The 23,877-nt window shown below is 67.8% G+C and carries 25 protein-coding genes; 13 read left to right on the plus strand and 12 right to left on the minus strand.

Annotated features, from left to right (window positions below; genetic code table 11):
- Window positions 1–3 precede the first annotated feature (3 nt).
- Entirely contained in the window at window positions 4–1,101 is a 1,098-nt protein-coding gene (locus tag G6N32_RS12910) for an LLM class flavin-dependent oxidoreductase (protein WP_115319935.1), read from the plus strand.
- Here G6N32_RS12910 and G6N32_RS12915 read toward each other — a convergent pair.
- Window positions 1,007–1,639, minus strand: coding sequence for an NAD(P)H-dependent oxidoreductase (locus tag G6N32_RS12915; protein WP_197935834.1), 633 nt, complete (start codon window positions 1,637–1,639; stop codon window positions 1,007–1,009). The two genes, G6N32_RS12910 and G6N32_RS12915, sit on opposite strands and share 95 nt — an antisense overlap.
- Before the next feature lie 57 nt (window positions 1,640–1,696).
- On the opposite strand from G6N32_RS12915, the gene G6N32_RS12920 reads away from it, so the two are divergent.
- Both G6N32_RS12920 and G6N32_RS12925 read left to right on the plus strand, forming a co-directional pair.
- Entirely contained in the window at window positions 1,697–2,059 is a 363-nt protein-coding gene (locus G6N32_RS12920) for an ArsR/SmtB family transcription factor (protein WP_115319936.1), read from the plus strand.
- Window positions 2,059–3,066 (plus strand): cation diffusion facilitator family transporter, encoded by a 1,008-nt coding sequence (locus G6N32_RS12925; protein WP_115319937.1) that lies wholly within the window; start codon window positions 2,059–2,061, stop codon window positions 3,064–3,066. Before G6N32_RS12920 ends, G6N32_RS12925 begins: the two co-directional genes overlap by 1 nt.
- Here G6N32_RS12925 and G6N32_RS12930 read toward each other — a convergent pair.
- Window positions 3,063–3,758, minus strand: a complete 696-nt coding sequence (locus G6N32_RS12930; RefSeq protein ID WP_115319938.1) for a hypothetical protein — start codon at window positions 3,756–3,758, stop codon at window positions 3,063–3,065. The two genes, G6N32_RS12925 and G6N32_RS12930, sit on opposite strands and share 4 nt — an antisense overlap.
- Window positions 3,759–3,834: 76 nt before the next feature.
- Between G6N32_RS12930 and G6N32_RS12935 the strand changes: the two genes are divergently transcribed.
- The 3 genes from G6N32_RS12935 to G6N32_RS12945 all read left to right on the plus strand — a co-directional run bounded on the left by G6N32_RS12935 (window position 3,835) and on the right by G6N32_RS12945 (window position 7,679).
- Entirely contained in the window at window positions 3,835–5,355 is a 1,521-nt protein-coding gene (locus tag G6N32_RS12935; RefSeq protein ID WP_115319939.1) for a carboxylesterase/lipase family protein, read from the plus strand.
- A gap of 83 nt (window positions 5,356–5,438) precedes the next feature.
- Window positions 5,439–7,424 (plus strand): DUF7064 domain-containing protein, encoded by a 1,986-nt coding sequence (locus G6N32_RS12940; RefSeq protein WP_115319940.1) that lies wholly within the window; start codon window positions 5,439–5,441, stop codon window positions 7,422–7,424.
- A gap of 36 nt (window positions 7,425–7,460) precedes the next feature.
- Complete coding sequence (locus tag G6N32_RS12945; protein WP_115319941.1) at window positions 7,461–7,679, plus strand: hypervirulence associated TUDOR domain-containing protein; 219 nt, start codon at window positions 7,461–7,463, stop codon at window positions 7,677–7,679.
- Between the two features lie 16 nt (window positions 7,680–7,695).
- Here the strand turns inward: G6N32_RS12945 and G6N32_RS12950 are convergent, their stop codons facing one another.
- Window positions 7,696–8,583, minus strand: a complete 888-nt coding sequence (locus G6N32_RS12950; RefSeq protein ID WP_115319942.1) for an SCO6745 family protein — start codon at window positions 8,581–8,583, stop codon at window positions 7,696–7,698.
- Window positions 8,584–8,666: 83 nt separating this feature from the next.
- Here G6N32_RS12950 and G6N32_RS12955 point away from each other — a divergent pair, with 83 nt between their 5' ends.
- Window positions 8,667–9,200: a DUF4333 domain-containing protein gene (locus tag G6N32_RS12955; protein WP_232077620.1), complete on the plus strand. Its 534-nt coding sequence runs from the start codon at window positions 8,667–8,669 to the stop codon at window positions 9,198–9,200.
- 9 nt (window positions 9,201–9,209) lie between these two features.
- On the opposite strand, the gene G6N32_RS12960 is transcribed toward G6N32_RS12955, so the two are convergent.
- Window positions 9,210–9,914: a FadR/GntR family transcriptional regulator gene (locus G6N32_RS12960; RefSeq protein ID WP_276048077.1), complete on the minus strand. Its 705-nt coding sequence runs from the start codon at window positions 9,912–9,914 to the stop codon at window positions 9,210–9,212.
- Window positions 9,915–10,053: 139 nt separating this feature from the next.
- Between G6N32_RS12960 and G6N32_RS12965 the strand changes: the two genes are divergently transcribed.
- Window positions 10,054–10,548 carry a gluconokinase gene (locus G6N32_RS12965; protein ID WP_115319944.1) on the plus strand — a complete coding sequence of 165 codons (495 nt, stop codon included), beginning with the start codon at window positions 10,054–10,056 and terminating at the stop codon, window positions 10,546–10,548.
- A gap of 5 nt (window positions 10,549–10,553) precedes the next feature.
- The gene (locus tag G6N32_RS12970) at window positions 10,554–11,993 is read left to right on the plus strand and encodes a GntP family permease (protein WP_115321133.1); all 1,440 of its coding nucleotides are present in this window, start codon (window positions 10,554–10,556) and stop codon (window positions 11,991–11,993) included.
- Between the two features lie 9 nt (window positions 11,994–12,002).
- Here the strand turns inward: G6N32_RS12970 and G6N32_RS12975 are convergent, their stop codons facing one another.
- The 4 genes from G6N32_RS12975 to G6N32_RS12990 form a co-directional block, all read right to left on the minus strand.
- Entirely contained in the window at window positions 12,003–12,650 is a 648-nt protein-coding gene (locus tag G6N32_RS12975; protein ID WP_115319945.1) for an RDD family protein, read from the minus strand.
- A 92-nt stretch (window positions 12,651–12,742) separates the two neighbouring features.
- Window positions 12,743–13,660 carry a DoxX family protein gene (locus G6N32_RS12980; RefSeq protein ID WP_115319946.1) on the minus strand — a complete coding sequence of 306 codons (918 nt, stop codon included), beginning with the start codon at window positions 13,658–13,660 and terminating at the stop codon, window positions 12,743–12,745.
- 43 nt (window positions 13,661–13,703) lie between these two features.
- Entirely contained in the window at window positions 13,704–14,204 is a 501-nt protein-coding gene (locus G6N32_RS12985; protein WP_115319947.1) for a DUF6328 family protein, read from the minus strand.
- 36 nt (window positions 14,205–14,240) lie between these two features.
- Window positions 14,241–14,819: a TetR family transcriptional regulator gene (locus G6N32_RS12990; RefSeq protein WP_115319948.1), complete on the minus strand. Its 579-nt coding sequence runs from the start codon at window positions 14,817–14,819 to the stop codon at window positions 14,241–14,243.
- Window positions 14,820–14,901: 82 nt separating this feature from the next.
- On the opposite strand from G6N32_RS12990, the gene G6N32_RS12995 reads away from it, so the two are divergent.
- Window positions 14,902–15,579 carry a class I SAM-dependent methyltransferase gene (locus tag G6N32_RS12995; RefSeq protein ID WP_115319949.1) on the plus strand — a complete coding sequence of 226 codons (678 nt, stop codon included), beginning with the start codon at window positions 14,902–14,904 and terminating at the stop codon, window positions 15,577–15,579.
- Here the strand turns inward: G6N32_RS12995 and G6N32_RS13000 are convergent.
- The 3 genes from G6N32_RS13000 to G6N32_RS13010 are packed head-to-tail and all read right to left on the minus strand — an operon-like array spanning window position 15,569 to window position 18,625.
- Window positions 15,569–16,645, minus strand: coding sequence for an MMP endo-(1,4)-3-O-methyl-alpha-D-mannosidase (locus G6N32_RS13000; RefSeq protein ID WP_115319950.1), 1,077 nt, complete (start codon window positions 16,643–16,645; stop codon window positions 15,569–15,571). The genes G6N32_RS12995 and G6N32_RS13000 overlap by 11 nt on opposite strands.
- A complete protein-coding gene (locus G6N32_RS13005; RefSeq protein WP_083123020.1) occupies window positions 16,629–17,360 on the minus strand; it encodes a class I SAM-dependent methyltransferase in 732 nt (243 codons plus the stop codon). Before G6N32_RS13005 ends, G6N32_RS13000 begins: the two co-directional genes overlap by 17 nt.
- A complete protein-coding gene (locus G6N32_RS13010; RefSeq protein WP_115321134.1) occupies window positions 17,354–18,625 on the minus strand; it encodes an MMP alpha-(1->4)-mannosyltransferase in 1,272 nt (423 codons plus the stop codon). The genes G6N32_RS13005 and G6N32_RS13010 overlap by 7 nt, the downstream gene beginning before the upstream one ends.
- A gap of 189 nt (window positions 18,626–18,814) precedes the next feature.
- Between G6N32_RS13010 and G6N32_RS13015 the strand changes: the two genes are divergently transcribed.
- Window positions 18,815–19,528 carry an MBL fold metallo-hydrolase gene (locus tag G6N32_RS13015; protein ID WP_115319951.1) on the plus strand — a complete coding sequence of 238 codons (714 nt, stop codon included), beginning with the start codon at window positions 18,815–18,817 and terminating at the stop codon, window positions 19,526–19,528.
- Window position 19,529: 1 nt separating this feature from the next.
- On the opposite strand, the gene G6N32_RS13020 is transcribed toward G6N32_RS13015, so the two are convergent.
- Window positions 19,530–22,460: an aminotransferase gene (locus G6N32_RS13020; RefSeq protein WP_115319952.1), complete on the minus strand. Its 2,931-nt coding sequence runs from the start codon at window positions 22,458–22,460 to the stop codon at window positions 19,530–19,532.
- A 57-nt stretch (window positions 22,461–22,517) separates the two neighbouring features.
- Here G6N32_RS13020 and G6N32_RS13025 point away from each other — a divergent pair, with 57 nt between their 5' ends.
- Both G6N32_RS13025 and G6N32_RS13030 read left to right on the plus strand, forming a co-directional pair.
- Window positions 22,518–23,075: a nicotinamidase gene (locus G6N32_RS13025; protein WP_115319953.1), complete on the plus strand. Its 558-nt coding sequence runs from the start codon at window positions 22,518–22,520 to the stop codon at window positions 23,073–23,075.
- Complete coding sequence (locus G6N32_RS13030; RefSeq protein WP_115319954.1) at window positions 23,075–23,866, plus strand: ketosteroid isomerase family protein; 792 nt, start codon at window positions 23,075–23,077, stop codon at window positions 23,864–23,866. Before G6N32_RS13025 ends, G6N32_RS13030 begins: the two co-directional genes overlap by 1 nt.
- Window positions 23,867–23,877 lie beyond the last annotated feature (11 nt).

A 23,877-nucleotide genomic window follows, 5' to 3' on the forward strand; every position in this document is an offset into this window, starting at 1 on the left:
TTCTTGTCTGCGAAATTTTTCTGGTTCCTGCCCACCAATGGTGACAGCCGTTCGATCGTCGGGGCATCGCATGCGTCGTCACACCACACGATTCCGGACGGCTACCGTCCACCCACCCGGCGTTATCTGGCCGAAGTGGCCAGGGCCGCCGACCGGCTCGGATTCGAAGGGGTGCTGACGCCGACCGGAACCTGGTGCGAGGACGCGTGGTTGACGGCATCGGCGCTGCTGGCCGAAACCGAGCGGCTGAAGTTTCTCGTGGCGTTCCGGCCCGGACTGGTGCCGCCCACACTGGCCGCCCAGCAGGCGGCGACTCTTCAGCGCTTCTCCGAAGGCCGCCTGCTGCTCAACGTCGTCAGCGGCGGGGACGACCTCGAGCAACAGCGATTCGGCGATTGGCTCGACCACGACGAGCGCTACGCCCGCACCGGTGAATTCCTGCAGATCGTCAAGTCGGTCTGGGGCCAGGACTCCTATGACTTCGACGGCGATTTCTACAAGATCCGCGACGGCAAGGTCTCCGCGCCGCCGAACCCGTTGCCGGAGTTCTACTTCGGTGGCTCGTCGGCGGCCGCGCTGCCCATCGCTGCCGAGCATGTCGATGTGTACCTCACCTGGGGTGAGCCGCCGCTGGCCGCGAAGGCCAAGATCGACGCGGTGCGCGAGTTGGCCGCGGCGCGTGGTCGCAGTCTGCGCTTCGGGATTCGGCTGCACACGATCACCCGTGACACCTCGGCCGCGGCCTGGGCCGTCGCCGAGGAGCTCGTCAACGAGCTGACGCCGGACCAGATCGAGCAGGCCACCGCGCTACACGCCAGTTCGGAGTCCGAGGGGCAACGCCGGATGACGGCGCTGCACGGTGGGCGCACCGACAAGCTGGAGATCTACCCGAACCTGTGGGCCGGCGTCGGGCTGGTCCGCGGCGGCGCAGGTACCGCTCTGGTCGGCAGCCACGAAGAGGTCGCCAACCTGATCTGGGAGTACCACACGGTCGGGTTTGACGAGTTCATCCTGTCGGGCTACCCACACCTCGAAGAGGCCTACTGGTTCGCCGAGGGCGTGCTTCCGATCTTGCGCGCCAAGGGAGTTCTGGCCGCGTAGCCGGGGCCGGGGTCTCGGCGAGCAGACCCTCGTATCGGGCCGCCGCGGCGGCGAGTTCGTCATCGCTCAGATGTCGAACACCATGGAGCACAAGGGGTTCGGCGAACTGCATGCCGAGTCGACGCGCGGTCGCCCGCAGCGGCGCCAGAAGGTCGGCGTACTCGAACCCGTGCAGCCGGCCCGGTTGGTAGTCCTCGGTGACACCGCCGGTGGTCGTCGCGATCCGCAATGTCTTGCCCGCCAGCACGCCCGGCGCGCCGGGGCCGTACGCCCACCCGGGTGTCATCACCTGGTCGAGCCAGTTCTTCATCGGCCCGGGCATCGAGTACCAGTAGGTCGGGTACTGCAGCACCACCTGATCCGCGCGTTCCAGGGCCGCCTGCTCGGCGGTGACATCGACGAGACCGTCCGGATAGAGGGCGATGAGGTCCCGAGTCTCGGTATCCGGCCGGTGTGTAACCGCGCGCAGAAGCGCCGCATTGGCGCGTGACGCCGGCCCGCGGGGGTTGGCGTACACCACGAGCGTGTGTTCATTCACCTCACGCCAAACTGGCGACCGGGTCGATTTGTTCCACTGTTCCGCTATTATCTGCGTATGAATGCAGATAGGCAGCTTGCCGACGACCATGCGCTGCTGGTCGTTGAGGTCTTCCGCATGCTGGCCGACGCCACCCGTGTGCAACTGCTGTGGTCGTTGATCGACGGCGAACTCAGTGTCAACGATCTCGCCGAGTGCGTCCACAAACCGGCGCCGTCGGTCTCCCAGCATCTGGCCAAACTGCGGATGGCCCGTCTGGTCCGCACCCGGCGAGAAGGTACCCAGGTGTTCTACCGCCTGGAGAACGACCACGTACGTCAACTCGTCACCGACGCGGTGTACAACGCCGAGCACGCCGCCGGCGGGACGCCTGCCCACCATCGCGGGGTGCACGAATTGCCGGCCAGGGGGAGCGCGTAATGGCTCACATCCACGACGACAGCCAAAAGCGCACGGCTGCAACGCACCATGACCATGACCATCATTCCGGTCTGCGTGCAGCGATCACCGACATCTTCGCGCCGCACTCCCATGACGCGGCCGACAGTCTCGACAGCGCGCTCGAGTCCAGCGCGGCGGGTATCCGCGCGGTCAAGATAAGCCTTGTCGTGCTGGGTGTCACCGCAGTTGCCCAGATCGCCGTTGTGATGGCGTCCGGGTCGATCGCACTGGCCGCCGACACCATCCACAATTTCTCCGACGCGCTGACCGCGGTACCGCTGTGGATCGCATTCGCGTTGAGCACCAAGGCCGCAACGCGGCGCTACACCTATGGATTCGGCCGCGTCGAGGATCTCGCCGGGATGTTCGTCGTCGCGATGATCGCGCTGTCCGCGATCGTCGCCGGGTACGAGGCCGTCGGGCGGCTGATAAATCCGCGGCCCATCGAGCACCTCGGGTGGGTCGCGCTTGCGGGTCTGCTCGGCTTCGTCGGCAACGAGTGGGTCGCGCTCTACCGGATCCGTGTCGGGCGCCGGATCGGTTCCGCGGCTCTGGTGGCCGACGGATTGCACGCCCGCACCGACGGCTTCACCTCGCTGGCCGTGGTGATCGGTGCAGGCGGTGTCGCCCTTGGCTTTCCGCTGGCGGACCCGATCATCGGCCTGGTGATCACCGTGGCCATCCTCGCGGTGTTACGCACCGCGGTCCGGGACGTGTTCCGCCGCTTGATGGATGGCGTCGACCCCGAACTCGTCGAAACGGCGCAGGCCGCACTCGCCGCCCGGCCGGGAGTGCGTGCGGTGCGCAGTGTGCGGATGCGGTGGATCGGCCATCGGCTGCATGCCGACGCCGAACTCGACGTCGACCCCGATCTCACTCTGGCGCAGGCACATCACGTCGCCCACGAAGCCGAACACGACCTCACCCACGCCGTACCCAAACTGGCCACCGCGATGATCCACGCCTATCCGGCGCACACCCACTAGCAGACGTACTGAACCCCGATGCCCGCGGGCGGCGTGACCTGCCGGGCGCACGCGAACGCGTCGACGCCGTCGGCGGCAAGCCGTACCGCCGACTGTTGGGCGTAGTTCACGCACACCAGGGCGCTGGCATCGGTCCGGCAGCGGTAATTGCCGAACGACAATGACGTGTCATAGGGCAATTCGCGGCCCTGCCCTGCCGCGAAGCGACCCGGATCCCCGTGCGCAGAACCGACTTGGACCGTCGACCCGTCGAAGTCGACCCAGCCGCCCTTCCACTGGCCGTACACGTCGGGAGGCCGCGGCGGTGGGTTGGTCAGTTCGACCAGGCAGGCCAGGGCGGGCGAGCCGTGTTTGGCGTCCGTCATGCAGCCGGTGCCGCCGGGAGTGGTGAAGGCGACGTCGTCGCCGAGGTCGGCGGTGACACCGCCGCGCAGGGCGATGTGGTACTGCGCGGCGTCGATCGGTGGAGCTGCCTCGATCCACCGGATCGCGTCGGCGATCGGCACCCCGGCCGCAGGCGCCGGGACCGTCGATGTGGGTGTGGCCGAGGTGGACGGCGACGGCGCAGACGACGACGTGGCCGTGCGCGACGGGGTGATCGGTGTCAGCTGAGTTTGGCCCGCCTGACCGCCTGTCGCGCCGGAACATCCCGCGACCAGCAGCGACGCGGTGAACAGCACGGCGATCCGCATCCCGACAGGCTAGCGGGCCGCAGCAGATCGGGTTGTCAGGCGCGTCGAGGAGCGCAATGTTCGCTACCGTCGAGTGATGCACGAACACACCGTCCGCGCCACCACGCGCAGCGGCATCGTCGAGGGGTTCGTCCGCAACGGGGTCAACAGGTGGCGTTCGATTCCCTACGCCCGCCCGCCGGTGGGTGCGTTGCGTTTCCGCGCGCCGCAGCCTCCGCAACCGTGGCGCGGCGTCCGGTACTGCCACGGCTTCGCCAACTGTGCCCCTCAGCAGCGTCGCTACACGATGCTGGCGGTGGGCAAGTACCAGCCGATGGGCGAGGACTGTCTGACGCTCAACGTCGTCACACCGCAATGGACTGGCAGCGAACCGGACCACGAACCGTTGCCGGTGATGTTCTTCATTCACGGCGGCGGCTATCTGATGGGAAGTTCGGCCACGCCCATCTATGACGGTGCCGCACTGGCTCGCCGGGGCTGCGTGTACGTCTCGGTGAACTATCGCCTCGGCGCTCTGGGGTGCGTGGACCTCTCGTCGTTGTCCACGCCGGATACTCCGATCGACAGCAATCTCTTCCTGCGCGACCTCGTGATGGCGCTGCGCTGGGTGCGCGACAACATCGGGGCGTTCGGCGGTGACCCCGGCAATGTGACGATCTTCGGCGAGAGCGCCGGTGCTCATGCCGTCGCGACGCTGCTGGCCGTCCCGGAAGCCGAAGGTCTTTTCGCACAGGCGATTTCGGAGAGTCCCGCGTCCGGTTTGGTGAGCGGTCCGGAGACCGCCGCCACGATTGCCGGCAAGTTCGCCCGGTTGCTCGGGTCCGGCGGAGACGACGGCGCGGAAACCGTGATGCGGGCCCGGCCCCGGGACCTGGTCGCGGCCCTGGACACGCTGCTGGCGCAGAGCATGACCGACATGGACGGCGCCTTCTCGCTCGGCCCCACCTACGGCGACGACGTCCTGCCCGACGATCCGATCGCGGCCATGCGGCGCGGGTCGATCCACAAGGTGCCGCTGATCGTCGGCACCAACGCCGACGAAGGCAAGCTGTTCACCCGGTTCATGAAGCTGCTCCCGACCACCGAACCCGCCATCGAACGATTGCTGGCGAGCGCGGAACCCGAAGCGCGCCAGCGCATCACCGCGGCCTACCCCGGCTACCCGCGGCCGGCGGCCTGCGTCCAGCTCGGGGGTGATTTCGCGTTCGGGACCGCTGCCTGGCAGATCGCCGAGGCGCATGGCCGGCACGCGCCGACGTATGTGTACCGCTACGACTACGCGCCGCGCACCCTGCACTGGTCGGGGCTGGGTGCCACCCACGCCACCGAGCTGCTGGCGGTGTTCGACATCTACCGGACCCGGTTCGGTGCCGCGCTGACCGCGGCCATGGACCGGCGATCGGCGCTGAAGGTCAGCCGGGATCTGCAGAACAGGTGGCGGCATTTCAGCCGCACCGGTGTGCCGGGCGACGGCTGGCCGCGCTACACCGAAGCGGACCGGCCGGTGCTGGTGTTCGACCGGCACACCCGCGTCGATTACGATCCCCATCCGCATCGGCGCGAGGCGTGGGCAGGGTTTTCCCTGGCCGGCCGCTAGCCTGACCAGGACTGATTTGACACCCGTCAAGAGATGGCGGGAAAACCTTTCGGGCCGCCAGGGATGTGTCCTAGGTTGGTCGCGTGCAGACCAACGACATCGTCATCGAGCGACCGACTGACCTGACCGCCGAGTGGCTGACCACCGCCATCGGGTTCCCGGTCACCGGATTCACCGTCGACCGCATCGGTACCGGCCAGATGAGCGAGTGCTACCGGGTCGGACTGACATATGACGACGGCGTCGACGGGCCCGCCTCGGTGGTCCTCAAGGTCGCGGCGACCGATCCGACGAGCAGACAGACCGGGATGGCGCTGGGACTCTACGAGCGCGAGGTCAGGTTCTACGCCGATATCGCGCCGCGCCTCGGTGGTCCGGTGGCCGAGTGCTTTCACAGTTCGTACGACCCCGAGACCGGGATCTTCACGCTGCTTCTCGACGACGCGGCACCCGCCGAGGTCGGTAATGAAATCCGCGGCGCCACAATCGAAGACGCCGTTCTGGCGCTGACGCAGCTGGGACGGCTGCACGCCCCGGTGATCGGTAACGATCATCTGGCCGACGCCGAATGGCTGACCCGGGCGGCGCCGCTGGACCAGGCGCTGATCGGTCAGCTCTGGGCGGGTTTCGCCGATCGCTACGGCGATGCGATCACCGCCGAGCAGCGGCAGGTGTGTGACCGGCTGGTGGGCAGCTTCGACGCCTACCTGGCTGACGAGTCCCTGCCCGAGCGGATCAAGGGTCTGGTGCACGGCGATTACCGGCTCGACAACATGTTGTTCGGCCGTCCCGGATCCCGGCGCGACCTCACCGTCGTGGACTGGCAGACCGTCACCTGGGGGCCGGCCATGACAGACGTGGCGTACTTCATCGGATGTGCTGTCACCATCGACGATCGGCGTGCCCACTACGACGAGCTGCTTCGCGCGTATCACCAAGGGCTGGGCCCTGATTCGGGTGTCACTCTCGACCAGGTGCGCGAGGGCGTCCGGCGCCAGAGCTTCGCGGGGGTGATGATGGCGGTGGTCTCGTCGATGCTTGTCGAGCGCACCGACCGGGGCGACGAGATGTTCCTGACCATGCTGGACCGGCATACCAGCCACGTCCTCGACACCGGCGCGCTCGACATCCTGCCGCCGCCGTCCACCGCTGCCGCCCTGACGCCCGACCCGGCTGACGAAGGCGCCCATCAGCCCGGCGACGAGCCACTGTGGAACGAGAGCTGGTACTGGGACTTCGCCGACCCGGCTCAGGGGATCGGCGGCTGGCTGCGGCTCGGCCTGGTACCCAACCAGAATGTCGCGTGGATCAACGCCCTGGTGTGCGGCCCCGATATGCCCACGGTTGCGCTGGTCAACTTCGAGGCGCCGATGCCCAGCGACCCCTCGGTGGCCAAGGCCGATGGCGCCGAACTGCGTCATGGCGCCATCACTCCGCTGCAGACTTACCGCGTCGAGGTCCGCGGAACAGCGCTGGAATACGACGATCCGTCGGCGCTGCTGCGCGATGAGCCCGGCAGGCCCGTCGAATTGGCCATGGACCTCACCTGGACGACGGTCGGGACCCCGTACGCGTATCGCATCACCACTCGCTACGAAATCCCCTGCACCGTAACCGGAACCGTCACCATTGACGGGAAGGTGCACCGGTTCGAGGCGGTTCCGGGGCAGCGTGATCATTCCCACGGCGTGCGTGACTGGTGGAGCATGGACTGGGTCTGGAGCGCCCTGCACCTCGACGACGGCACCCACCTGCACGGTGTCGACCTGCGCATCCCAGGCATGGACCCGATCAGCGTCGGCTACCTGCAGCGCTCCGGCGAACCGGTCACCGAGACGACGACTGTGCGTGCCGAAGCGACGTTCTCCGACAACGGGTTACCGCTGACGACGACCATCGAGTACCTGCCCGGTCCGGTCCAGACGACCGTCGCTGTTCGCGGCCACGCGCCTGTGCGGCTGGTGGCGCCGGAGGGTCAGGTCAGTTTCTTCCCGCGGGCCTGGGTCACCGTCGAGACCGCCGATGGGCGGACCGGGTCAGGCTGGGTGGAGTGGAACCGCAACCTGTGACCGGTTGAGTCCGGTACTGCGCGGGTACGCGCAGGAATGGGCAAGGACGAATTCCACAAGGGCGACAAAGTCACCTGGCAGAGCCACGGCAGCACCGCGGAGGGAACGGTGGAGGAGAAGATCACCTCCGACACCACTGCCGCCAAGCGCACGGTGCGGGCGTCGAGCGACGATCCCCAGTACCGGGTTCGCAGCGACAAGAGCGGTAACGACGCCGTGCACAAGCCCGAAGCGCTGCATCGCAAGTCGAGCTGAAGCCGGGAGACCCGTCCTAGAGGTGTGCGCTGTCGTCGTCGAGTTCGTCGCGGCGCAGCGCCATCGGCGTGGCGGCAGGCAGGTCGCCACCGGCGATGACCGTCCGGGTGATCGGCGTCAGAGCCCGGAACAGGCGCTCCACCGACTCGTCGTCGAGAGCGTCCAGCGCGCGCAGCGACAGGCTGTCGGTGCGCGTCTCGACGTGCTCCTTCAGGGCCCGGCCGGCATCGGTGAGGGCACCTGTGCCAGTGAGCAATCCGCGCTCATGAAGCGAGCGGACGCAGGAGTCCCACTCCTCGTCGGAGTAGTCGCGGCTGCGTTTGATGAAGTCGGCGGGCACCGCCCCGGCGCCGACGTGGAACACGTTGGATTCGCGTCCGCTGATGCCTTCGCTCACCAGCGCGGCGATGTGGCCGTCGCCGCGGTGCTCACGCAACAGCGTCGCGGCATGCCAGAGCGCGGCCAGCGGGGAGTCCGGCCAGGGCAGCGCCCGGTTGGCCGCGAACAGCGGACGACCGTCGAGTGGAGCGTTTCTCGCGGCAAGTCCGGCCAGTTCGGCGGCTTCCGCCACTCCCGGGGAGTCGTCGCCGAGCCCGTAGCCCTGCAGCGCCTGGACGGCGGTGTCCTGCCGGACGCGCACCATCTCCTCGGGTGCGGCGACGTCCCAGATCGCGGGTATCGCCTTGGCCACCCGTTCGGTGGAGAAGTTGTAGAAGGTCGCGGTCACCACCTCCACCGGCACCCGGCCGAGCGGTGCGGAACGACCGGCGAAGTAGCCGCGCCAGAATCCGACGAATCCCAAGGCGTCGAAGGCACTTCGCACCCCCGGTGCGAAGTAGGTGATGCCGTGCACGGGTTCGTAACGGTCGAAGAAGCGGCGAGCCAGGGCCGGGGTTCTGCTCATTGAAATAGTGAACCACTTGGTATCTTGCTGGCATCGTGCGGCCGCCCGCGCCGCGAGCCGGCTGGGAGGTCACATTGCGTGCCATGACGGTGCTCGCTCGCCTCGGCGCCGGGCTCGCCGCGGTGAGCCTCGCCGCGGCGGCACTGAGTGGGTGTTCCTCAGACGTCAGCACCGGTGGTCTTGCCGTGTCGAAAACGGACCTCGAGAAAGACATCACCCAGCGGCTGCAGAAGGCGGGCGAGAAACCGCAAACCGTGACCTGTGCCGATAATCTGCGGGGCGAAGGCGGCAAGACCACCCGCTGCGAGGTGCTGCTGAGCGGCGCCGACAGCTTCGACCTCGTGGTCACCGCGACGAAGATCGACGGCGAGAACATCAGCTACAGCATGGTCCCCGCCGCGTCGAAGGAGCAGCTCGACAAGCTCGTGGCCAAGACCGTGTCGCAATCCTCCGGGGCGGCGGTCGATTCCGCCGACTGCGATGGCGGTCTGGAAGGGAAACCGGGCGCGGAGGCGCACTGCGACGTGACGGCGGCGGGCGAAACGACGCCGCACACGGTGACGGTGACCAAGGTGGAGGGGCTGATGATGTACTTCCATGTGCAGCCGGCGGCATAGTCCGGCAACCTAATTGCCCGGCGCCGCAAGGTCACCGGCCAGCGCTGCCGCGGCCTCGTCGATGATGGCCCGCATCGCGCGCTCGGCGGCAGCCTCGTCGCGCATCCGGATCGCGCGTGCCACCTCATCGTGCAGTTCGATCGCGGCGGGGTTGGGCCGATCGGGCATCATGCCGTGATGAGTGCGGCCGCCGAGAACCTCGGCGACGACATCGTTGAGCGCGCGGAACATCTCGTTGCCGCTTGCCTCCAACAACGTGCGGTGAAAGATCTTGTCCGCCAGCAAATATGATTCCAGGTCGCCGGATCGGCCGTGTACCACCATGTCGGACACGGCGGCGGCCATGATGCGGCACTGGTGGGGGTCTGCGCGGCGCGCAGCCAGTGCCGCAGCCGCAGGCTCGAAACCGCGACGCAACTCCGACAGCGACATCAGCTGCGCGGTTCGGTCACCGACATCCAATCGCCAGCGAATGACCCTTGGGTCGAACACGTTCCATTTGCTCGCCGGCTGGATGGTGATGCCGACCCGTCGGCGTGGGGCGACCATCCGCATGGACTCGAGCACCCGGATGGCCTCGCGCGCCACCGAGCGAGAGACCCCGTGGTCCGCGCTGACGCCGTCGAGGGTCAGCACGTGCCCGGGCTGGTAGTGGCCGGAGACAATCGCCTCGCCGAGAGCGGTCAGCACGCTGCTATGCAACTCGCTGACCATTGGCTCCGAACTCACCAATACATGGTGTCATACATGTCTTATAGCCAGGTAAAAACAGATTCATCACGATTTGGTCTTGAAAAGGTATGACTATTGGTGAATGCTGTGTGACATGCCGAACAGCCGGGTAGACGCAGGCATGACCTCACCCATCGTCGTCATGGGAGTGTCCGGTTCGGGGAAATCAACCGTCGGCGCGGCCTTGGCGCAACGGCTGCGCGTGCCTTTCGCCGACGCCGACGATTTCCACCCGCCTGCCAACATCGCCAAGATGACCGCGGGGCACGCCCTCGACGACGAGGACCGTTTCCCGTGGCTCGAGGCGATCGGGGTGTGGCTGGCCGAGCACCCCGGCGGCGGCGTGATGAGCTGCTCGGCGCTCAAACGTAAGTACCGCGATCAGCTTCGCCGGCATTGCCACGACGTGACGTTCCTGCATTTGGACGGAACAGCGGAGGTCATTGCCCGCCGGCAGGCAAGCAGGCCAGGCCATTTCATGCCGGCGAGCCTGCTGACTTCGCAATTCGCCACGCTCGAACCCCTCGATGCCGACGAAGAAGGCATCAGCATCGACGTCGATCAGAGCATCGATTCGATCGTCGACAGCTACATCTCCCGCACATCAGGAAAGTGACGCCGATGACGAACGCCCATGCCATCCTTCTGGCCGAAGCGCCCAAGCTGCCCACCCCGGTAGCGCCCGGATGGCAGCTCATCCTGGCCTTCCTCGCCGGTATCGCGGTGATCGTCGTCCTCATCACCGTGCTGCACCTACACCCGTTCCTGTCGTTGATCTTTGGTGCCCTGACTGTGGGGATCGTCGCGGGCGAGAATCTGGAGAAGGTACTCAAGTCGTTCAGTGACGGGTTCGGCTCCACCGCGGCCGGTGTCGGTATCTTGATCGCCCTCGGCGCGATGTTCGCCAAACTTCTCGCCGATTCCGGAGGCGCGGACGAGATCGTCGACACCATCGTCGGTCGTGCCTCACCGCGCGCGCTGCCGTGGGCGATGGCCTTGGTGGGCGCGATCATCGGCCTGCCGATGTTCTTCGAGATCGGCCTGGTACTGCTGATGCCGGTCATCTATCTGGTCTCGCGGCGCTCCCAGCTGTCGCTGATCACTGTGGGAATCCCGGCACTGGCCGGCCTTTCGGCCATGCACGGATTCGTACCGCCGCACCCGGGGCCGCTGACCGCGATCAGCCTGCTCCACGCCGATCTCGGCCTGACCCTGGCTTTCGGTGTCGCGGTGGCGATCCCGACGATCATCGTGGCGGGCCCGCTGTTCGGCAAGCTCGCCGGCCGCTGGGTGGTCGTCGAGGCACCCGACACGTTCGGTTCGGGCGCCGCCGCGGTGCGCGCGGCCGGCCCGGAGGCTGAGGTGATGCCCGACGAGAACCGCGGTGATCGCAGGCCGTCATTCGGTGTGACGTTGTTCAGTGTGCTCCTGCCCGTCGTCCTCATGCTCGGAAAGGCGCTCGTCGACATTTTCATCGACGACGAGAATCAATGGTTCCGAATCACTTTCGACGTTCTGGGCACCCCGCTGGTCGCGCTGTTGCTTGCGGTGATCGTCGGCATCTTCACCCTTGGCCGCGGCGCGGGGATGTCTCGCAGCGACGTGATGAAGTGCGTCGAGTCGGGTCTGCCTCCGGTGGCGGGCATCATCCTGATCGTCGCCGCGGGTGGCGGTTTCAAGCAGGTGCTGGTCGACAGCGGAATCGGCACTCTGCTGGCGGACTGGGCCAAGGATGTCAACATCTCGGTCATCGTGCTGGCCTGGGTTCTTGCCGTGCTGATCCGGCTGGCGACCGGCTCGGCGACGGTGGCCACCATCACCGCGTCCGCGCTGGTCCTCCAGCTGGTCGAGGGCCTCAGCAGCGGTCAGGTGTCGCTGGTGGTGTTGGCAGTCGGCGCCGGCTCGCTCTTCTTCTCCCATGTCAACGACGCCGGATTCTGGTTGGTCAACCAGTACTTCCGGATCAGTGTCGGGCAGACGATCAAGACCTGGTCACTGATGGAGACGGTGCTGTCGGTGACCGGCCTGATCGTCGTGCTGCTCCTCGGGTTGGTGATCTGACCGCGGCGGTCAGCCCTTGACGACCTGGGTTCCGCCGGCGAGTTCGTCGTGCTTGCCCTGCTTGGTCGGACTGCCGTTGATCGTCACCGCGATCACGATGTAGGCGATGACGGCCAGCAGACCGCCGATGTAGGGAATCACCGACAGCAACGTGAACGAGTTGCGGATGGCCGACTGCTGAACATCCGGCTTGGGTGCACCGCCGGGCCCGCGCACGCTCAGGCCCAGGATGTTCTTGGCCGGAGTCCAGCCCTGGGTCACCTCGAAGACGACGAAGTACGCAAACGTCAGTACGCCCGAAAACAGCCCGGTCACAAGGATGTTGCTGGTCGCATCGAACAGCAACGCCAGCACGAAGGACACGATGCCGACGATGAGGCCGTCGATCAGACGTGCGGCGAACCGAATACCCAGCCCGCCGGGTTGCCCACCGGCAGGAATCGGCGGCGGAAAACCGCCACCGTAACTCGGTTGCCCATAAGGATTTTGCCCATAGGGATTGTGCGGTGGCGGGGCGTACCCGCCCGGCTGGCCGGGCGGCGGCGGGGGATACCCGGACGGCGGAGGGGGATAACTCCCCGGCTGACCCGTCGGCGGAGGCGGGGGATAGCCCCCGGGCGGACCGTACGCGTTCGGGTCGTTGTCACCGGTGGTCATTGCTCGCTCCTCCCGCTGAAATCAGTCCGGCCCAATCTACCCTCCGAGCCGGACACAGCAGGGGCTCCCGCCCGCGGTGCGACCGCGGCGCCTCAGCGCTTGGCCAGTTTCTTGGCGTCCTTCTTGGCCTTCTTGTTGGCCTTGCGGGCACGCGCGCGCGTGGTATCGACGAGTTCGCCACTCTGATCCCGCGCGACGTCGACGAATTCGGCGCCGCGCTTGCGGGCGACATCAGCGAGCTCCGCGCCGCGCTCACTGGCGACATCGGCGAAATCCGCGCCGCGCTTGCGGGCGACATCGGCCAGCTCGGCGCCGCGCTCACTGGCGATGTCGGCCAGCTCGGCGCCACGCTCACGGGCGATCTCGGCGAATTCGGCGCCGCGCTTGCGTGCGGTCTCCAACAGCGGGACGGCGCGCTCACCGGCGGTCAGCGCCAGCTCACGCCCACGCTCGGCGCCGACGTGCAGGCCGTGGCCGACTTTGGGGCCGACCCGGTCCAGCAGATCGTTGTCCAGCAGGCCGTGATTCGAGCCGGGCAGGCTACCGGACACGGCTTCGCTGACCTTGCGGGCCGCGCGTCGCCCACGCCAGCCCAGCGACGGCTTCCCGGCGGTGTCGGCCGAGGCGATGATCAGACCGCCGAGCAGGCTCATATCGGTCAGGAACGCGCGGCGCTTCTCGGCCTTCAGCTGTTGGTCGGGCTCATCCCAGAACATGTGCGCGCCGAGGTTGGCCGGAATCACGGTGGCAGCCAACGCCGCCGAGGCCACCCGGGGCAGGCGACCCGAGGCGAGCAGCAGACCGCCGCCGATCTGGACGGCCGCGGTGATCTTCGCCAGTGTCTCCGGATCGTTGGGCACATTCGCGCTGACCGATTCGGGCAGCTTTTGCAAACCTTCGAGCGCCGGGCGGGCCGCTTCGGCGGCCGGTTTCGGGCTTTTCAGCGCTTCGAATCCTTGGCCGATGAACACCGCTGCCAACATTGGCCGGGCAACTCTGCGAATCAACATGGCGCGGGTGTTCCCAACCGGCTCGCCGATCAAACCCGGTGGCTCACCCGTCGAGGCGGCGCATCCACAGCGGGAACACCACCCAGGCCGTCACCATCACCACGGCGGTCACGATCCCGGCCAGCACACCGGCCTCTTCACCGAGCACTGCCCCGAACACCACGACGGCCACCCCGGTGAGCGCGGTGCCCAGCAGCAGAAGCCCGCAGAACGCGAAGCGATGCGCGATCGCGACCAGGGGGCGCAGCCGGTGCCTGCGGAACAACATCCGGTGCATGCCGACGGGTGCGACCAACAGGACCGTCGCCGCCAGCGAGCAGATCACGGTCGCCAGGTAGACCACCTGCACCTCGGTGCTCAACGTGGTGAACCGATTCTGGAAGGGCAGAGTCAGAAGAAAGCCGGTGAGCAACTGGACGCCGGTCTGGGTGACACGAAGCTCCTGGAGCAGGGTGGACCAGTTCCGGTCCAGTCGCTCCGCTTCGGTCTCGGATCGGGCCGCGGCGTTCCACCGCTGGTCCGCCTCAGGATGGTCGACATCCATCTGGTGGACATGCCCGGGCGATCACCGGTCGAAACCTCAGGTCAGCAGCAAGCGCGCCGATGCTTCGAGGCGGCTGGCGATCTCGGTGTAGGACGCGTATCCCATCCCGGCTCGCACCAGTGCACCCGCGTAGAGCTGCTCGAGCGACTCGATCACGTCGGCATCCGAATCACAGTGTGTCCCAAGGGCGGTACACAATCGCTGGTGTATTTCGCGGCCGATCCGGAAACGCAGGTGCTCGACATCGGGATCCTTGCCGAGCAGCGCGGTGGTGACCGCGCCGGCCAGCTCCGGCTCGTCGGCCACCAGCAGCGCGATGTGCCGGAGCACACCCACCACGCGGTCGACCGGGTCGGGGGAGTCGTCCGGCGGTGCCGGGGTGGAGGCAAGGCGGCGCCAGAACACCTCGGCGACCAGATGCTCTTTCGATGAGAAGTACGTGTACGCCGTGGCTGCGCCGACTCCCGCCTCGGCGGCGACCATCCGGATCGTCAGCCCGGAGAATCCCTCCCGGCTCAGCACCTCGACCGCGGCGCGGCCCAAGCGGTCCACCGTGGCGGCCTGCTTTGCGGTTAACCGGCGTCGCGTTGATTCCCGAGCTACCGGATCAGACACATGTCCGGACGCTACTACAACTGACCTGCACCGACAAGGTGCGCGCTGGCCATGGACCATGCGTACGGGCTAGGTTCGGATCATGAGCCGCACCGACACTGCCTCCGCAGCGCAAACTTCCCGACTTTTCGAATTGGCGGAGAAAGTCGTGGGCTTCATGCCTGCCGACGAGGGACGGGCGCTGTACGACGCGGCGCTGCGCTACCTGGATGCCGGGATCGCCGTCGAGATCGGCACCTACTGCGGCAAGTCGACGGTCATGCTGGGCGCCGCCGCCGCCGCGACCGGCAGCGTGCTGTACACCGTGGACCACCATCACGGATCCGAGGAGCACCAAGCCGGCTGGGAGTTCCACGACACGACGATGGTCGACCCGGTCAGCGGACGATTCGACACCTTGCCCACATTCCGGCGCACACTGGACGCTGCCGACCTCGACGACACGATCGTCGCGGTGGTCGGCAAGTCGCCGGTCGTCGCACGTGGCTGGCGCACGCCCCTGGATCTGTTGTTCATCGACGGCGGCCACAGTGAGACCGCCGCCCAGCAGGACTTCGACGGCTGGGCCAAGTGGGTGGCCCTCGGCGGCACGCTGATCATTCACGACGTCTTCCCCGACCCGCGTGATGGTGGCCGCCCGCCCTACAACATCTATTGCCGCGCAATCGAATCCGGCCAGTTCACCGAAGTGGGTTGCACCGGCTCGCTGCGAGTGCTCGAGCGTGTCGGCGGGGCCGCCGGGGAAGCGGTCAGCGCCTGACGCATTCACAGTCGTACTCGCCCTCGAGGCCGCGCGGCAGATCGGCGGCGCGGAAGATGGCGCTGCCGCCGGTGGTCGATGACAATGCGTCGGCGGCCAGGATGACCGCCGCGGCGGTCCACGTGGTCCGTTCGACGGGCCAGCGTTTCCCGTCGGCGAAAACGAGTCCGGTCCAGTAGGAGCCGTCCTTCTCGCGCAGGTGCTGCATGGATTTGAACTGCGTCAGCGCCCGCGACCGGTCGCCCATGGCGTCCAACGCCATGACCAACTCGCAGGTCTCGGCCCCGGTGACCCACGGCCGGTCGTCGACGCAGCGGATGCCCAGCCCGTCGACCACGAAATCGTCCCAGCGGTGGGCGATCCGGGCGGTTGCCTGCTCGCCGCGCAGTGCACCGCCGAGAATGGGGTAGTACCAGTCCATCGAGTGGTGCGGCTTCTCGGTGAAGGCGTCCGGGTGTTCGGCGATGGCGTGGCCCAGTCGTCCCAGAGCCACCTCCCATTCGGGCTGCGGATCGTCCAGCCGGTCGGCGAGTGCCAGCGCGCAACGGATGCTGTGGTAGACGCTGGCGCAGCCGGTCAGCAACGCCTCCTCGAGGACACCGGATGGCCCTTGCGCCCAATAGATTTCGCCGGTCCCGGCCTGCAAACCGAGGACGAAGTCGATTCCCGCGCGGACCGTCGGCCACATGTGCTCGGCGAACCGGACGTCGCCGGTCACCAGAAAGTGGTGCCAGATGCCTGCGGCGATGTAGGCGCAGAAGTTGCTGTCGCTGTTGGCGTCCTCGATCACACCGCGCCGGTACTGGATCGGCCAGGATCCGTCGGCGCGCTGCTCACGGCGGCACCATTCGTAGGCCGCCCGGGCGGGCTCGAGAAGGCCCGCCGCGGTCAGGGCCATCGCGCACTCGACGTGATCCCACACGTCGGTGTGCCCGATCTCCGACCACGGGATCTCACCTGACGATTCCTGAACGGCGGCAATAGATTCCGCTGTCTGACGACATTGCTGCGGCGTGAGGATGTCGGCTACGCCCGGCACACCCTCAAGATCACTGGGGCGCGGCATTCGTGATCGGCTTCTCGAAGTAGAGGGCCACACTCTTGCCGACCAGCGGATTGAGCGCGGATTCGGCGAGTCTGGTCAGTGCCGGCCGCGACATCATGTCCCACACCAGCAGCTGGTGATACGCCTTGACGGCCGGGTGATTCGGTTTCTCGACGCCGACAGCGCATTTGAGCCACCAGAACGGTGAGTGCAGTGCGTGCGCGTGGTGGGAGTGGGTGAACTCCAGGCCGCCGCGAACAAGCTTGTCGCGCAGTTCGTCGGCCTTGTAGATCCGGATGTGGCCGCCCTCGTTGGCGTGGTACTCGTCGGACAGCAGCCAGCAGATCTGCTCGGGAAGCCAGCGCGGCACCGTCACCGCGAGCTTGCCGCCCGGCTTGAGCACGCGAATCAACTCGGCGATCGCGCCGTCGTCGTTGGGGATGTGCTCGAGGATCTCTGAGGCCACCACACAATCGAAGGACGCATCGGGATACGGCAGCGCCAGTGCGTCACCGACCACGACTTGAGCCTTGGCCGACGCGGGGGCCTCGCCGGCCTCGCCCATCGCCTGCAGCAGAGTGTCGACGTTAGCCAGTTCTTCGGCGTCCTGGTCGAAGGCGATCACGTTGGCGCCACGGCGGTAGGCCTCGAAGCTGTGCCGCCCTGCACCACAGCCCACGTCGATGACCGTGGTCCCCGGCCCGACGTCGAGCCGGTCGAAGTCGACGGTCAGCATGATTCGTCCACCGCCTCGACAGAGTTGGTCACGCGCCCGGTCCGGGCGATCGCCTGCTCGTAGACCCGTACGGTCTGCGCGGCCACCGACTCCCAGCTGAACACGTCGAGCGCGCGGCGCCGGCCCGCGGTGCCCAGCCACTGACGGCGGGCAGGGGATTCCAGCAGCCGGCCGAGTGCGGCGGTCAGCTCCTTGACGTCGCCCGGTGTCACCAGATCGGCGCATTCACCGTCGGGACCCAAGACTTCGGGCAACGCGCCGGCCCGGCTCGCCACGATGGGGGTGCCGCTGGCCATGGCCTCCACGGCGGGCAGTGAGAAGCCTTCGTAGAGGGAGGGGATGCAGGCGATTTCAGCCGAGGCGAACAGGCCCGCAAGCTCCTCGTCGGACAATCCGCTGGAGGTGTGCACGATATCGCTGATACCCAATTCGGCGATCAATTTCTCGGTCGGCCCGTTGGGCTCCAGTTTCGCCACCAATTGCAATTCGAGGTCGTGTTCGGTGCGCAGCCTGGCGACGGCGTTCAGCAGATGCCCGATGCCCTTCAACGGCCGATCCGCGCTGGAGATCGCGATGATGCGGCCTGGCACCCGCGGCTGGTCGGAGGGCTTGAAGAGTTCGGTGTCCACCCCGAGCGGCACCACGCGCAGTTGCTGCGGACTGACGCCGAAATCGTCGGCGATATCGGTGGCCGACGACGACGACACGGTGAGCAGGTCGGGAATGCGGCGGGCGACCTTCTTCTGCATTTGTGCAAAGCCATACCACCTGTGCACCAACGGCTTTCGCCACCATTTTGCTGCGGCAAGGTCCAGAATGCGGTCCCGGGTGATCGGATGGTGGACGGTGGCCACAACGGGCAGGCCCATCTCGGCGATGCGCAGCAGGCCGGTGCCGAGGCACTGGTTGTCGTGCACCACATCGAACTCATTCAGCCGAGCGGCCAGCAGTCGCGCGGCGCGCAGGCTGAAGGTACGAGGTTCGGGGAAGCCGGATGTCCACATGGTGGCCAGTTCCAGCGCGTCGAAGCGGTCGCGGATCTCGCTGGGGTGCGGGACGCGGAACGGGTCGGGTTCCCGGTAGAGATCCAGGCTGGGGACCTTGGTGAGCCGAACGCGGGGATCGAGGATCTCGGGATAGGGCTGACCGGAGAACACCTCGACGTCGTGGCCGAGTTCGACCAAGCCGCGGCTCAAGTGCCGGACGTAGACGCCCTGCCCGCCACAGTGGGTTTTGCTGCGGTAGGACAGCAACGCAATCCGCATGTTCACGCTCCTGGAACGTCCGTGACTGATACGGCCGAACGACCCGCCGAGCTCGCATATGTCATCGTGTATGTAACCGGACACGGTCAGCGAACTGTCTGGACATGTGTCTGGACTATAATTCGCTTAGCTACACAGTGCAACGTAAGTGCCCATGACCACCGTAGGCCAGGGTCTATCTTTGCGGTGATGCACCTCCTCTGGGAAACGCTGACCGATGGTGTATACCGCTGCCGGCTGACCTTTCTCGACGTCACGGTCGGGTTGGTTCGGGGAACGCGCCGGAATTTGCTGATCGATTGCGGTACAACGCTTTCCGAAGCGACACAGATCGCAGACGACGTGGTCGGCATCACCGGTTCGCCGGTGACCGACGTGGTGATGACCCACCACCATTTCGACCACATCCTGGGCTCGGCCGGTTTCGGTACGGCCGTCCTGCATTCGCCTGCCGCTGTCGCCCGCGCGCTGACCACCGGAATCGGCCACGTTCGGGCTCACGCCCTGCGGTACGGGGTGGACCCGGACCTGCTGGACCAGGCGATCGCCGGCGTCCGCGCCCCCGATCACACGGTGACGGCCGTCGATCTCGACCTCGGCGGCCGCAGCGTGCATCTCGAACTGCCGGGAGCAGGTCATACCGACCACGATCTGGTGGTCGTCGTTCCGCCGGTGGGAGCAGACCGGCGGACGGTCGTCTTCTGTGGCGATCTGGTCGAAGAGTCCGCCGACCCGGCGATCGACACCGGCTCGGACCTGCCTGCCTGGCCGCGTGCCCTGGACCGGCTCCTCGAACTCGGCGGCCAGGACGCGCTGTACGTGCCCGGGCACGGCGCGGTGGTCGATGCGCCGTTCGTCCGCGCCCAGCGTGACTGGCTGGCGGCCCGAACCTCGCCGGGCTGACTCACCAGCCGGTGTTCAGCACCCGTTCGAGCATGTCGACGAAGAAGTCCGCCGACTCCCGGGTGATGCACATCGGCGGCTTGACCTTCAGCACGTTCTGCCGGTCGCCCGTCGGCTGCACGATCACACCGAGTTCGAGCAGCCGTTCGCAGATCGCCGCGGTCTCGGAGACGGCGGGTTCCAGCGTCGTGCGGTCGCGGACCAGTTCGACGCCCATGTACAGCCCGCTGCCGTGCACGGTGCCGATCAGCTCGTGGCGGGTCGCCAGCTCCTCGATGCGGGCCCGGAGATGGTCCCCGACCACCAGGGCGTTGTGCTGCAGACCCTCGTGCTCCAGCAGGTCGAGCACCGTCAGACCGACCACGCAGGACACCGGGCTGCCGCCCGCGGAGGAGAAGAAATAGCCCTGGGTGCGGTACCGCTCGGCGATCTCACGCGTGGTGATGACGGCGCCGAGCGGCTGGCCGTTGCCCATCGCCTTGGCGACGGTGACGATGTCGGGCACCACGTCCTGCTGCTGGAAGCTCCAGAACCAGCGTCCGGTGCGGCCGTAGCCGACCTGCACCTCGTCGGCGATCGCCAGCCCGCCCGCCGCGCGGACCGCGGCGTAGACGGCGGAGAGGTAACCGTCGGGCAGCGCCATCCCGCCGGCGTTGCCGTAGAACGGCTCACAGATGAACGCTGCCGGCGGATTACCTTGCGCGGCAAGGCGTTCGATGATCTGGACCGCCTCGGGGGCATAGCGCGCGGCGTCCGGCCCGCGGTACTCACCGCGGTAGGCGTTCGGTGAGGGCACGGTGTGGACCCAACTCGGCCTGGTGGCCAGAGCGTTCGGGTTGTCGGCCACCGACGTCGACACGGCGTCGGTGGCATACGTCCAGCCGTGATACGCCTCGGCCATCGAGACCACGTCATGGCGCCCGGTCGTGGCCATCGCCAGTCGCAGCGCCAGATCGCCTGCCTCCGAGCCGGAGTTCACCAGGAACACCGTGTCCAGCGGATCGGGCAAGGTGGCGGCCAGCCGCTCGGAGAGCGCCACCACCGCGGCGTAGTTGAATCGCGAATTCGTGTTGAGCCGACGCCACTGGCGTGCGACGGCGTCGGCGAGCACCGGATGGCCGTGGCCGAGTACCGCGACGTTGTTGACCATGTCGAGGTAGCTGCGGGCCTCGGTGGACACCATGTGCTCGCGCCAGCCCCGTTCGATGCGGGGCGGATTGAGGTAGTAGTGCTCCTGGACGGCGGCGAACGAATCCGCCCGGCGGCGCCACAACGCCTCGCTGTCGTCGGCCTCGGCCGCCACCGCAGGCAGGCCGAGCAGCGGGCTCGGGTTCTCCACCAGACTCAGCCAGCCCGCGGCGTATTCCGCGCGAACGAAGCCGGGGACCGTCACGTCGGGCCTGCTGCGCCACTGGATCCAAACCCGACCCTCGACGCTGCCGAGCACGGTCCCCACCGGGACGCTGTCACCTGGCCGGACCTGATCGCCGACGCGCAATTGCCCGCTCACCTGCACCGTCCCCGCGGTTCCGGTCAGGGTGAGACCGTCGTCGGCGGCTGCGTCGATCACGCAGTCCCATGGCGCGGTGATCGGCGACGGTACGGCCGGCCACAGGTCCAGGCCGGTGCCGACGGTGGGCGACGATTCCGGACTCAGCGGCGCCGAGCGGGTCATCCGGGGCTGGCCGAACGTCGTCACGACCGCACCGGCACCGCCGGCCAGCGCCTCGGCAGCCAGATCGTCTTCGCAGTCCGCGACCAGCCAGCGGCCGGCATCCATCGCGTCGGCCTCCGACGACAGGTCCAGTCGCACCACCGCGCCCGGCGCAAGCCCGCCGACCATCGGACTGGTGACCGGTGGCGTCTCGAGGGGCTGGGCCGCTCCGAGGGCCGCGCGGATGGTGGCGGTCATGACCTCGGTGGGCACCTCGATGGCGCGTTCGAAGATCCGCCATTCGTAGTCCAGGGCGCCTGCGGCGTAGGCGTTGTCGGCGTCGATCGAGGCCTGGTGGATACCGCTGACCACCAGCACCGCCGCTCTCAGCACGACCAGCGGCCACAGGGCTTCGATCTCGGCGGGGCTCAGCGGCCGCACCGCGTGGAAGGCCGCGACGGCGGGCAGGGTCGCGACGGGTTCGCCGCCCTCGTGGCGCAGCAGCGAGGAGACTGCGATGGCCAGTTCGCCGACGGTCCACGACCGGGTGAGGTCGCCCAGGTCGATCACACCGTCGGGCAGCCGGCCGCCCTCCGGTGGGCCGCACACGACGTTGTCGTCGGTGAGGTCGCCGTGGATCACCTGGACCGGCAGATCGTCGGCGAGCTCGGCGACCACCTGCCACGCTGCGGCGGTCGCCGCCTCGAGGGTCTCCCGGCGGGCAGGGTCGGACATGTGCCCGGCAAGCACCTCGACGGTGCGCAGGGCGTGGCGCAGGTCCCACTGCAGCACCCGGTCGACGCCGGCATGGTCGAAGTCGGCCAGGGCTCGGACGGTCCGGCCGGCCAGCGCGCCCAGCGCGGCCGCCCGCGCCGGCGTGAGGTAACGGTCGCCGCTCAAGGTGCCGCCGGCGAGGTGCGCGATGATCCGGGCGTACAGCACGGCGTCGTTGCCGTCGCGCACCTCGGCGATCGGGTCCACGCCGGCAAACGCGAGGTTCGTCGCGGCGCGCACGTCACAGCCGGCGTTACTCAGGTACTCGGCCGCCGCGTCCTGGGCTTCGATCTCGACGCGGGAGAACGCCGGGTTCGCGATCTTGAGAACGCCGATCGGCTCGCCGTCGGGACGGCTCAGCAGGAAGTTGGCGTCCTGCTGGCTGCCCAGCGCGGTCACCTCGCCATCAATCCCGAAGTGCGTCGTGGCGATGTCATGGGCCTGCGCCGCGGTGATCGCCGGCACCGGCAGCTCCTCGGCCTGAAAGAAGTCGAACGGTGTCATATCGCTACGAACTGTACTGCGGGTGGACAGCCTCGGATCTGCCGATACGGTGGGCAGATGCGGGCGTTGATCATCGTCGACGTGCAGAACGATTTCTGCGAGGGGGGATCGCTGGCGGTCGCCGGGGCCGGCGACGTGGTACGCGGGATCAACGCGTTGCTGGCGGGCGAGCACGGTTACGACCACGTGGTGGCCACCAAGGACTATCACGTGGATCCCGGCGCGCATTTCGCCGAGCACCCCGACTTCCGGGATTCGTGGCCCGCGCACTGCGTTGCCGGGACCTCCGGGGCCGACTTCCATCCCGAACTGGACACCAGCCCGATCGAGGCGGTCTTCCACAAAGGCGCCCACACGGCGGCGTACAGCGGCTTCGAAGGACATGTGGACCACACCTCGCTGGCCGACTGGCTGCGCACCCGCGGCGTGGACGAAGTCGACATCGCCGGGATCGCCACCGACTATTGCGTGCGCCAAAGCGCGGCCGATGCCGCCCGCGCCGGATTCACCACTCGGGTGCTGGTGGACCTCACGGCCGGCGTCGCGCCCGGGTCGACCGCCGACGCATTGGACGAGATGCGCGGCCGTGGGATCGAACTGGTCCACACCGCCTGATGGCCGCGCCCCGATCGACACTCATCGACGTGGTCGACCGCTCCCCGCTGATGGCGGCCGATCACGACCGGGCCGGCTGGGTCGGGTTGTTCACCGCTGACGGCCGGGTCGAGGACCCCGTCGGATCGCGCCCGCACATCGGGCCGCTGCAGATCGGGCGGTTCTACGACACCTTCATCGCACCGCGCCGGATCGTGTTCCGTCACGAGGGCGACATCGTGTCGGGCACCACCGTCATCCGAGATGTGGTGCTCGATGTGGGGATGGGTCCCGCTGTGACGATGCACATCCCGGCGGTGCTGCGTTACGACCTGCGTGCGGTCGCCGAGGACTGGCGCATCGAGCGGTTGCGCGCCTACTGGGAACTGCCGCCGATGATGGTGCAGTTCGCGCGCAATGGTCCGGCGGCGGTTCCGCAGGCGGTGGAACTGGGTCGCGCGCTCATCCGCAATCAACGGTGGCGCGGGACGCTGGGATTCGCCTCCGGGTTCAGGGGCCCCCGGTTCCGGGGCAAACGGACGGTGCGTGGCTTTCTCGACGCTGTCACCGCCGGTGATCAGTTGCGGGCCTGGCGTGCCCTCGGTTCGGGAGCGTTGATCACCCGCGGTGAGCAGAACCCGGTGAAGTTCGGCGCGTTCGTCGACGAGCTGGCGGGGGCTTCCTGGACGAAGATCATCGCTGCGGGCTCGTCGGTCACGGCGTCGCTGCACGGGCCGCGCGCCGGCGTGGTGATCGCCGAACTGGACACGGCCGGTGGGGCCATCACCCGGCTGCGCTATTTCGCCGAGTGAGCGACTGCGGC

This window comes from Mycolicibacterium aichiense (genome assembly GCF_010726245.1).
In the GTDB taxonomy this organism is placed as follows: domain Bacteria; phylum Actinomycetota; class Actinomycetes; order Mycobacteriales; family Mycobacteriaceae; genus Mycobacterium; species Mycobacterium aichiense.

Coding starts and splice junctions, on each gene's coding strand:
- G6N32_RS12920 (WP_115319936.1), top strand. CDS start 1,697: ATGAATGCAGATAGGCAGCTTGCCGACGACCATGCGCTGCTGGTCGTT.
- G6N32_RS12925 (WP_115319937.1), top strand. CDS start 2,059: ATGGCTCACATCCACGACGACAGCCAAAAGCGCACGGCTGCAACGCAC.
- G6N32_RS12930 (WP_115319938.1), bottom strand. CDS start 3,758: ATGCGGATCGCCGTGCTGTTCACCGCGTCGCTGCTGGTCGCGGGATGT.
- G6N32_RS12935 (WP_115319939.1), top strand. CDS start 3,835: ATGCACGAACACACCGTCCGCGCCACCACGCGCAGCGGCATCGTCGAG.
- G6N32_RS12945 (WP_115319941.1), top strand. CDS start 7,461: ATGGGCAAGGACGAATTCCACAAGGGCGACAAAGTCACCTGGCAGAGC.
- G6N32_RS12950 (WP_115319942.1), bottom strand. CDS start 8,583: ATGAGCAGAACCCCGGCCCTGGCTCGCCGCTTCTTCGACCGTTACGAA.
- G6N32_RS12955 (WP_232077620.1), top strand. CDS start 8,667: ATGACGGTGCTCGCTCGCCTCGGCGCCGGGCTCGCCGCGGTGAGCCTC.
- G6N32_RS12960 (WP_276048077.1), bottom strand. CDS start 9,914: ATGGTCAGCGAGTTGCATAGCAGCGTGCTGACCGCTCTCGGCGAGGCG.
- G6N32_RS12965 (WP_115319944.1), top strand. CDS start 10,054: ATGACCTCACCCATCGTCGTCATGGGAGTGTCCGGTTCGGGGAAATCA.
- G6N32_RS12970 (WP_115321133.1), top strand. CDS start 10,554: ATGACGAACGCCCATGCCATCCTTCTGGCCGAAGCGCCCAAGCTGCCC.
- G6N32_RS12975 (WP_115319945.1), bottom strand. CDS start 12,650: ATGACCACCGGTGACAACGACCCGAACGCGTACGGTCCGCCCGGGGGC.
- G6N32_RS12980 (WP_115319946.1), bottom strand. CDS start 13,660: ATGTTGATTCGCAGAGTTGCCCGGCCAATGTTGGCAGCGGTGTTCATC.
- G6N32_RS12985 (WP_115319947.1), bottom strand. CDS start 14,204: ATGGATGTCGACCATCCTGAGGCGGACCAGCGGTGGAACGCCGCGGCC.
- G6N32_RS12995 (WP_115319949.1), top strand. CDS start 14,902: ATGAGCCGCACCGACACTGCCTCCGCAGCGCAAACTTCCCGACTTTTC.
- G6N32_RS13000 (WP_115319950.1), bottom strand. CDS start 16,645: ATGCCGCGCCCCAGTGATCTTGAGGGTGTGCCGGGCGTAGCCGACATC.
- G6N32_RS13005 (WP_083123020.1), bottom strand. CDS start 17,360: ATGCTGACCGTCGACTTCGACCGGCTCGACGTCGGGCCGGGGACCACG.
- G6N32_RS13010 (WP_115321134.1), bottom strand. CDS start 18,625: ATGCGGATTGCGTTGCTGTCCTACCGCAGCAAAACCCACTGTGGCGGG.
- G6N32_RS13015 (WP_115319951.1), top strand. CDS start 18,815: ATGCACCTCCTCTGGGAAACGCTGACCGATGGTGTATACCGCTGCCGG.
- G6N32_RS13020 (WP_115319952.1), bottom strand. CDS start 22,460: ATGACACCGTTCGACTTCTTTCAGGCCGAGGAGCTGCCGGTGCCGGCG.
- G6N32_RS13025 (WP_115319953.1), top strand. CDS start 22,518: ATGCGGGCGTTGATCATCGTCGACGTGCAGAACGATTTCTGCGAGGGG.
- G6N32_RS13030 (WP_115319954.1), top strand. CDS start 23,075: ATGGCCGCGCCCCGATCGACACTCATCGACGTGGTCGACCGCTCCCCG.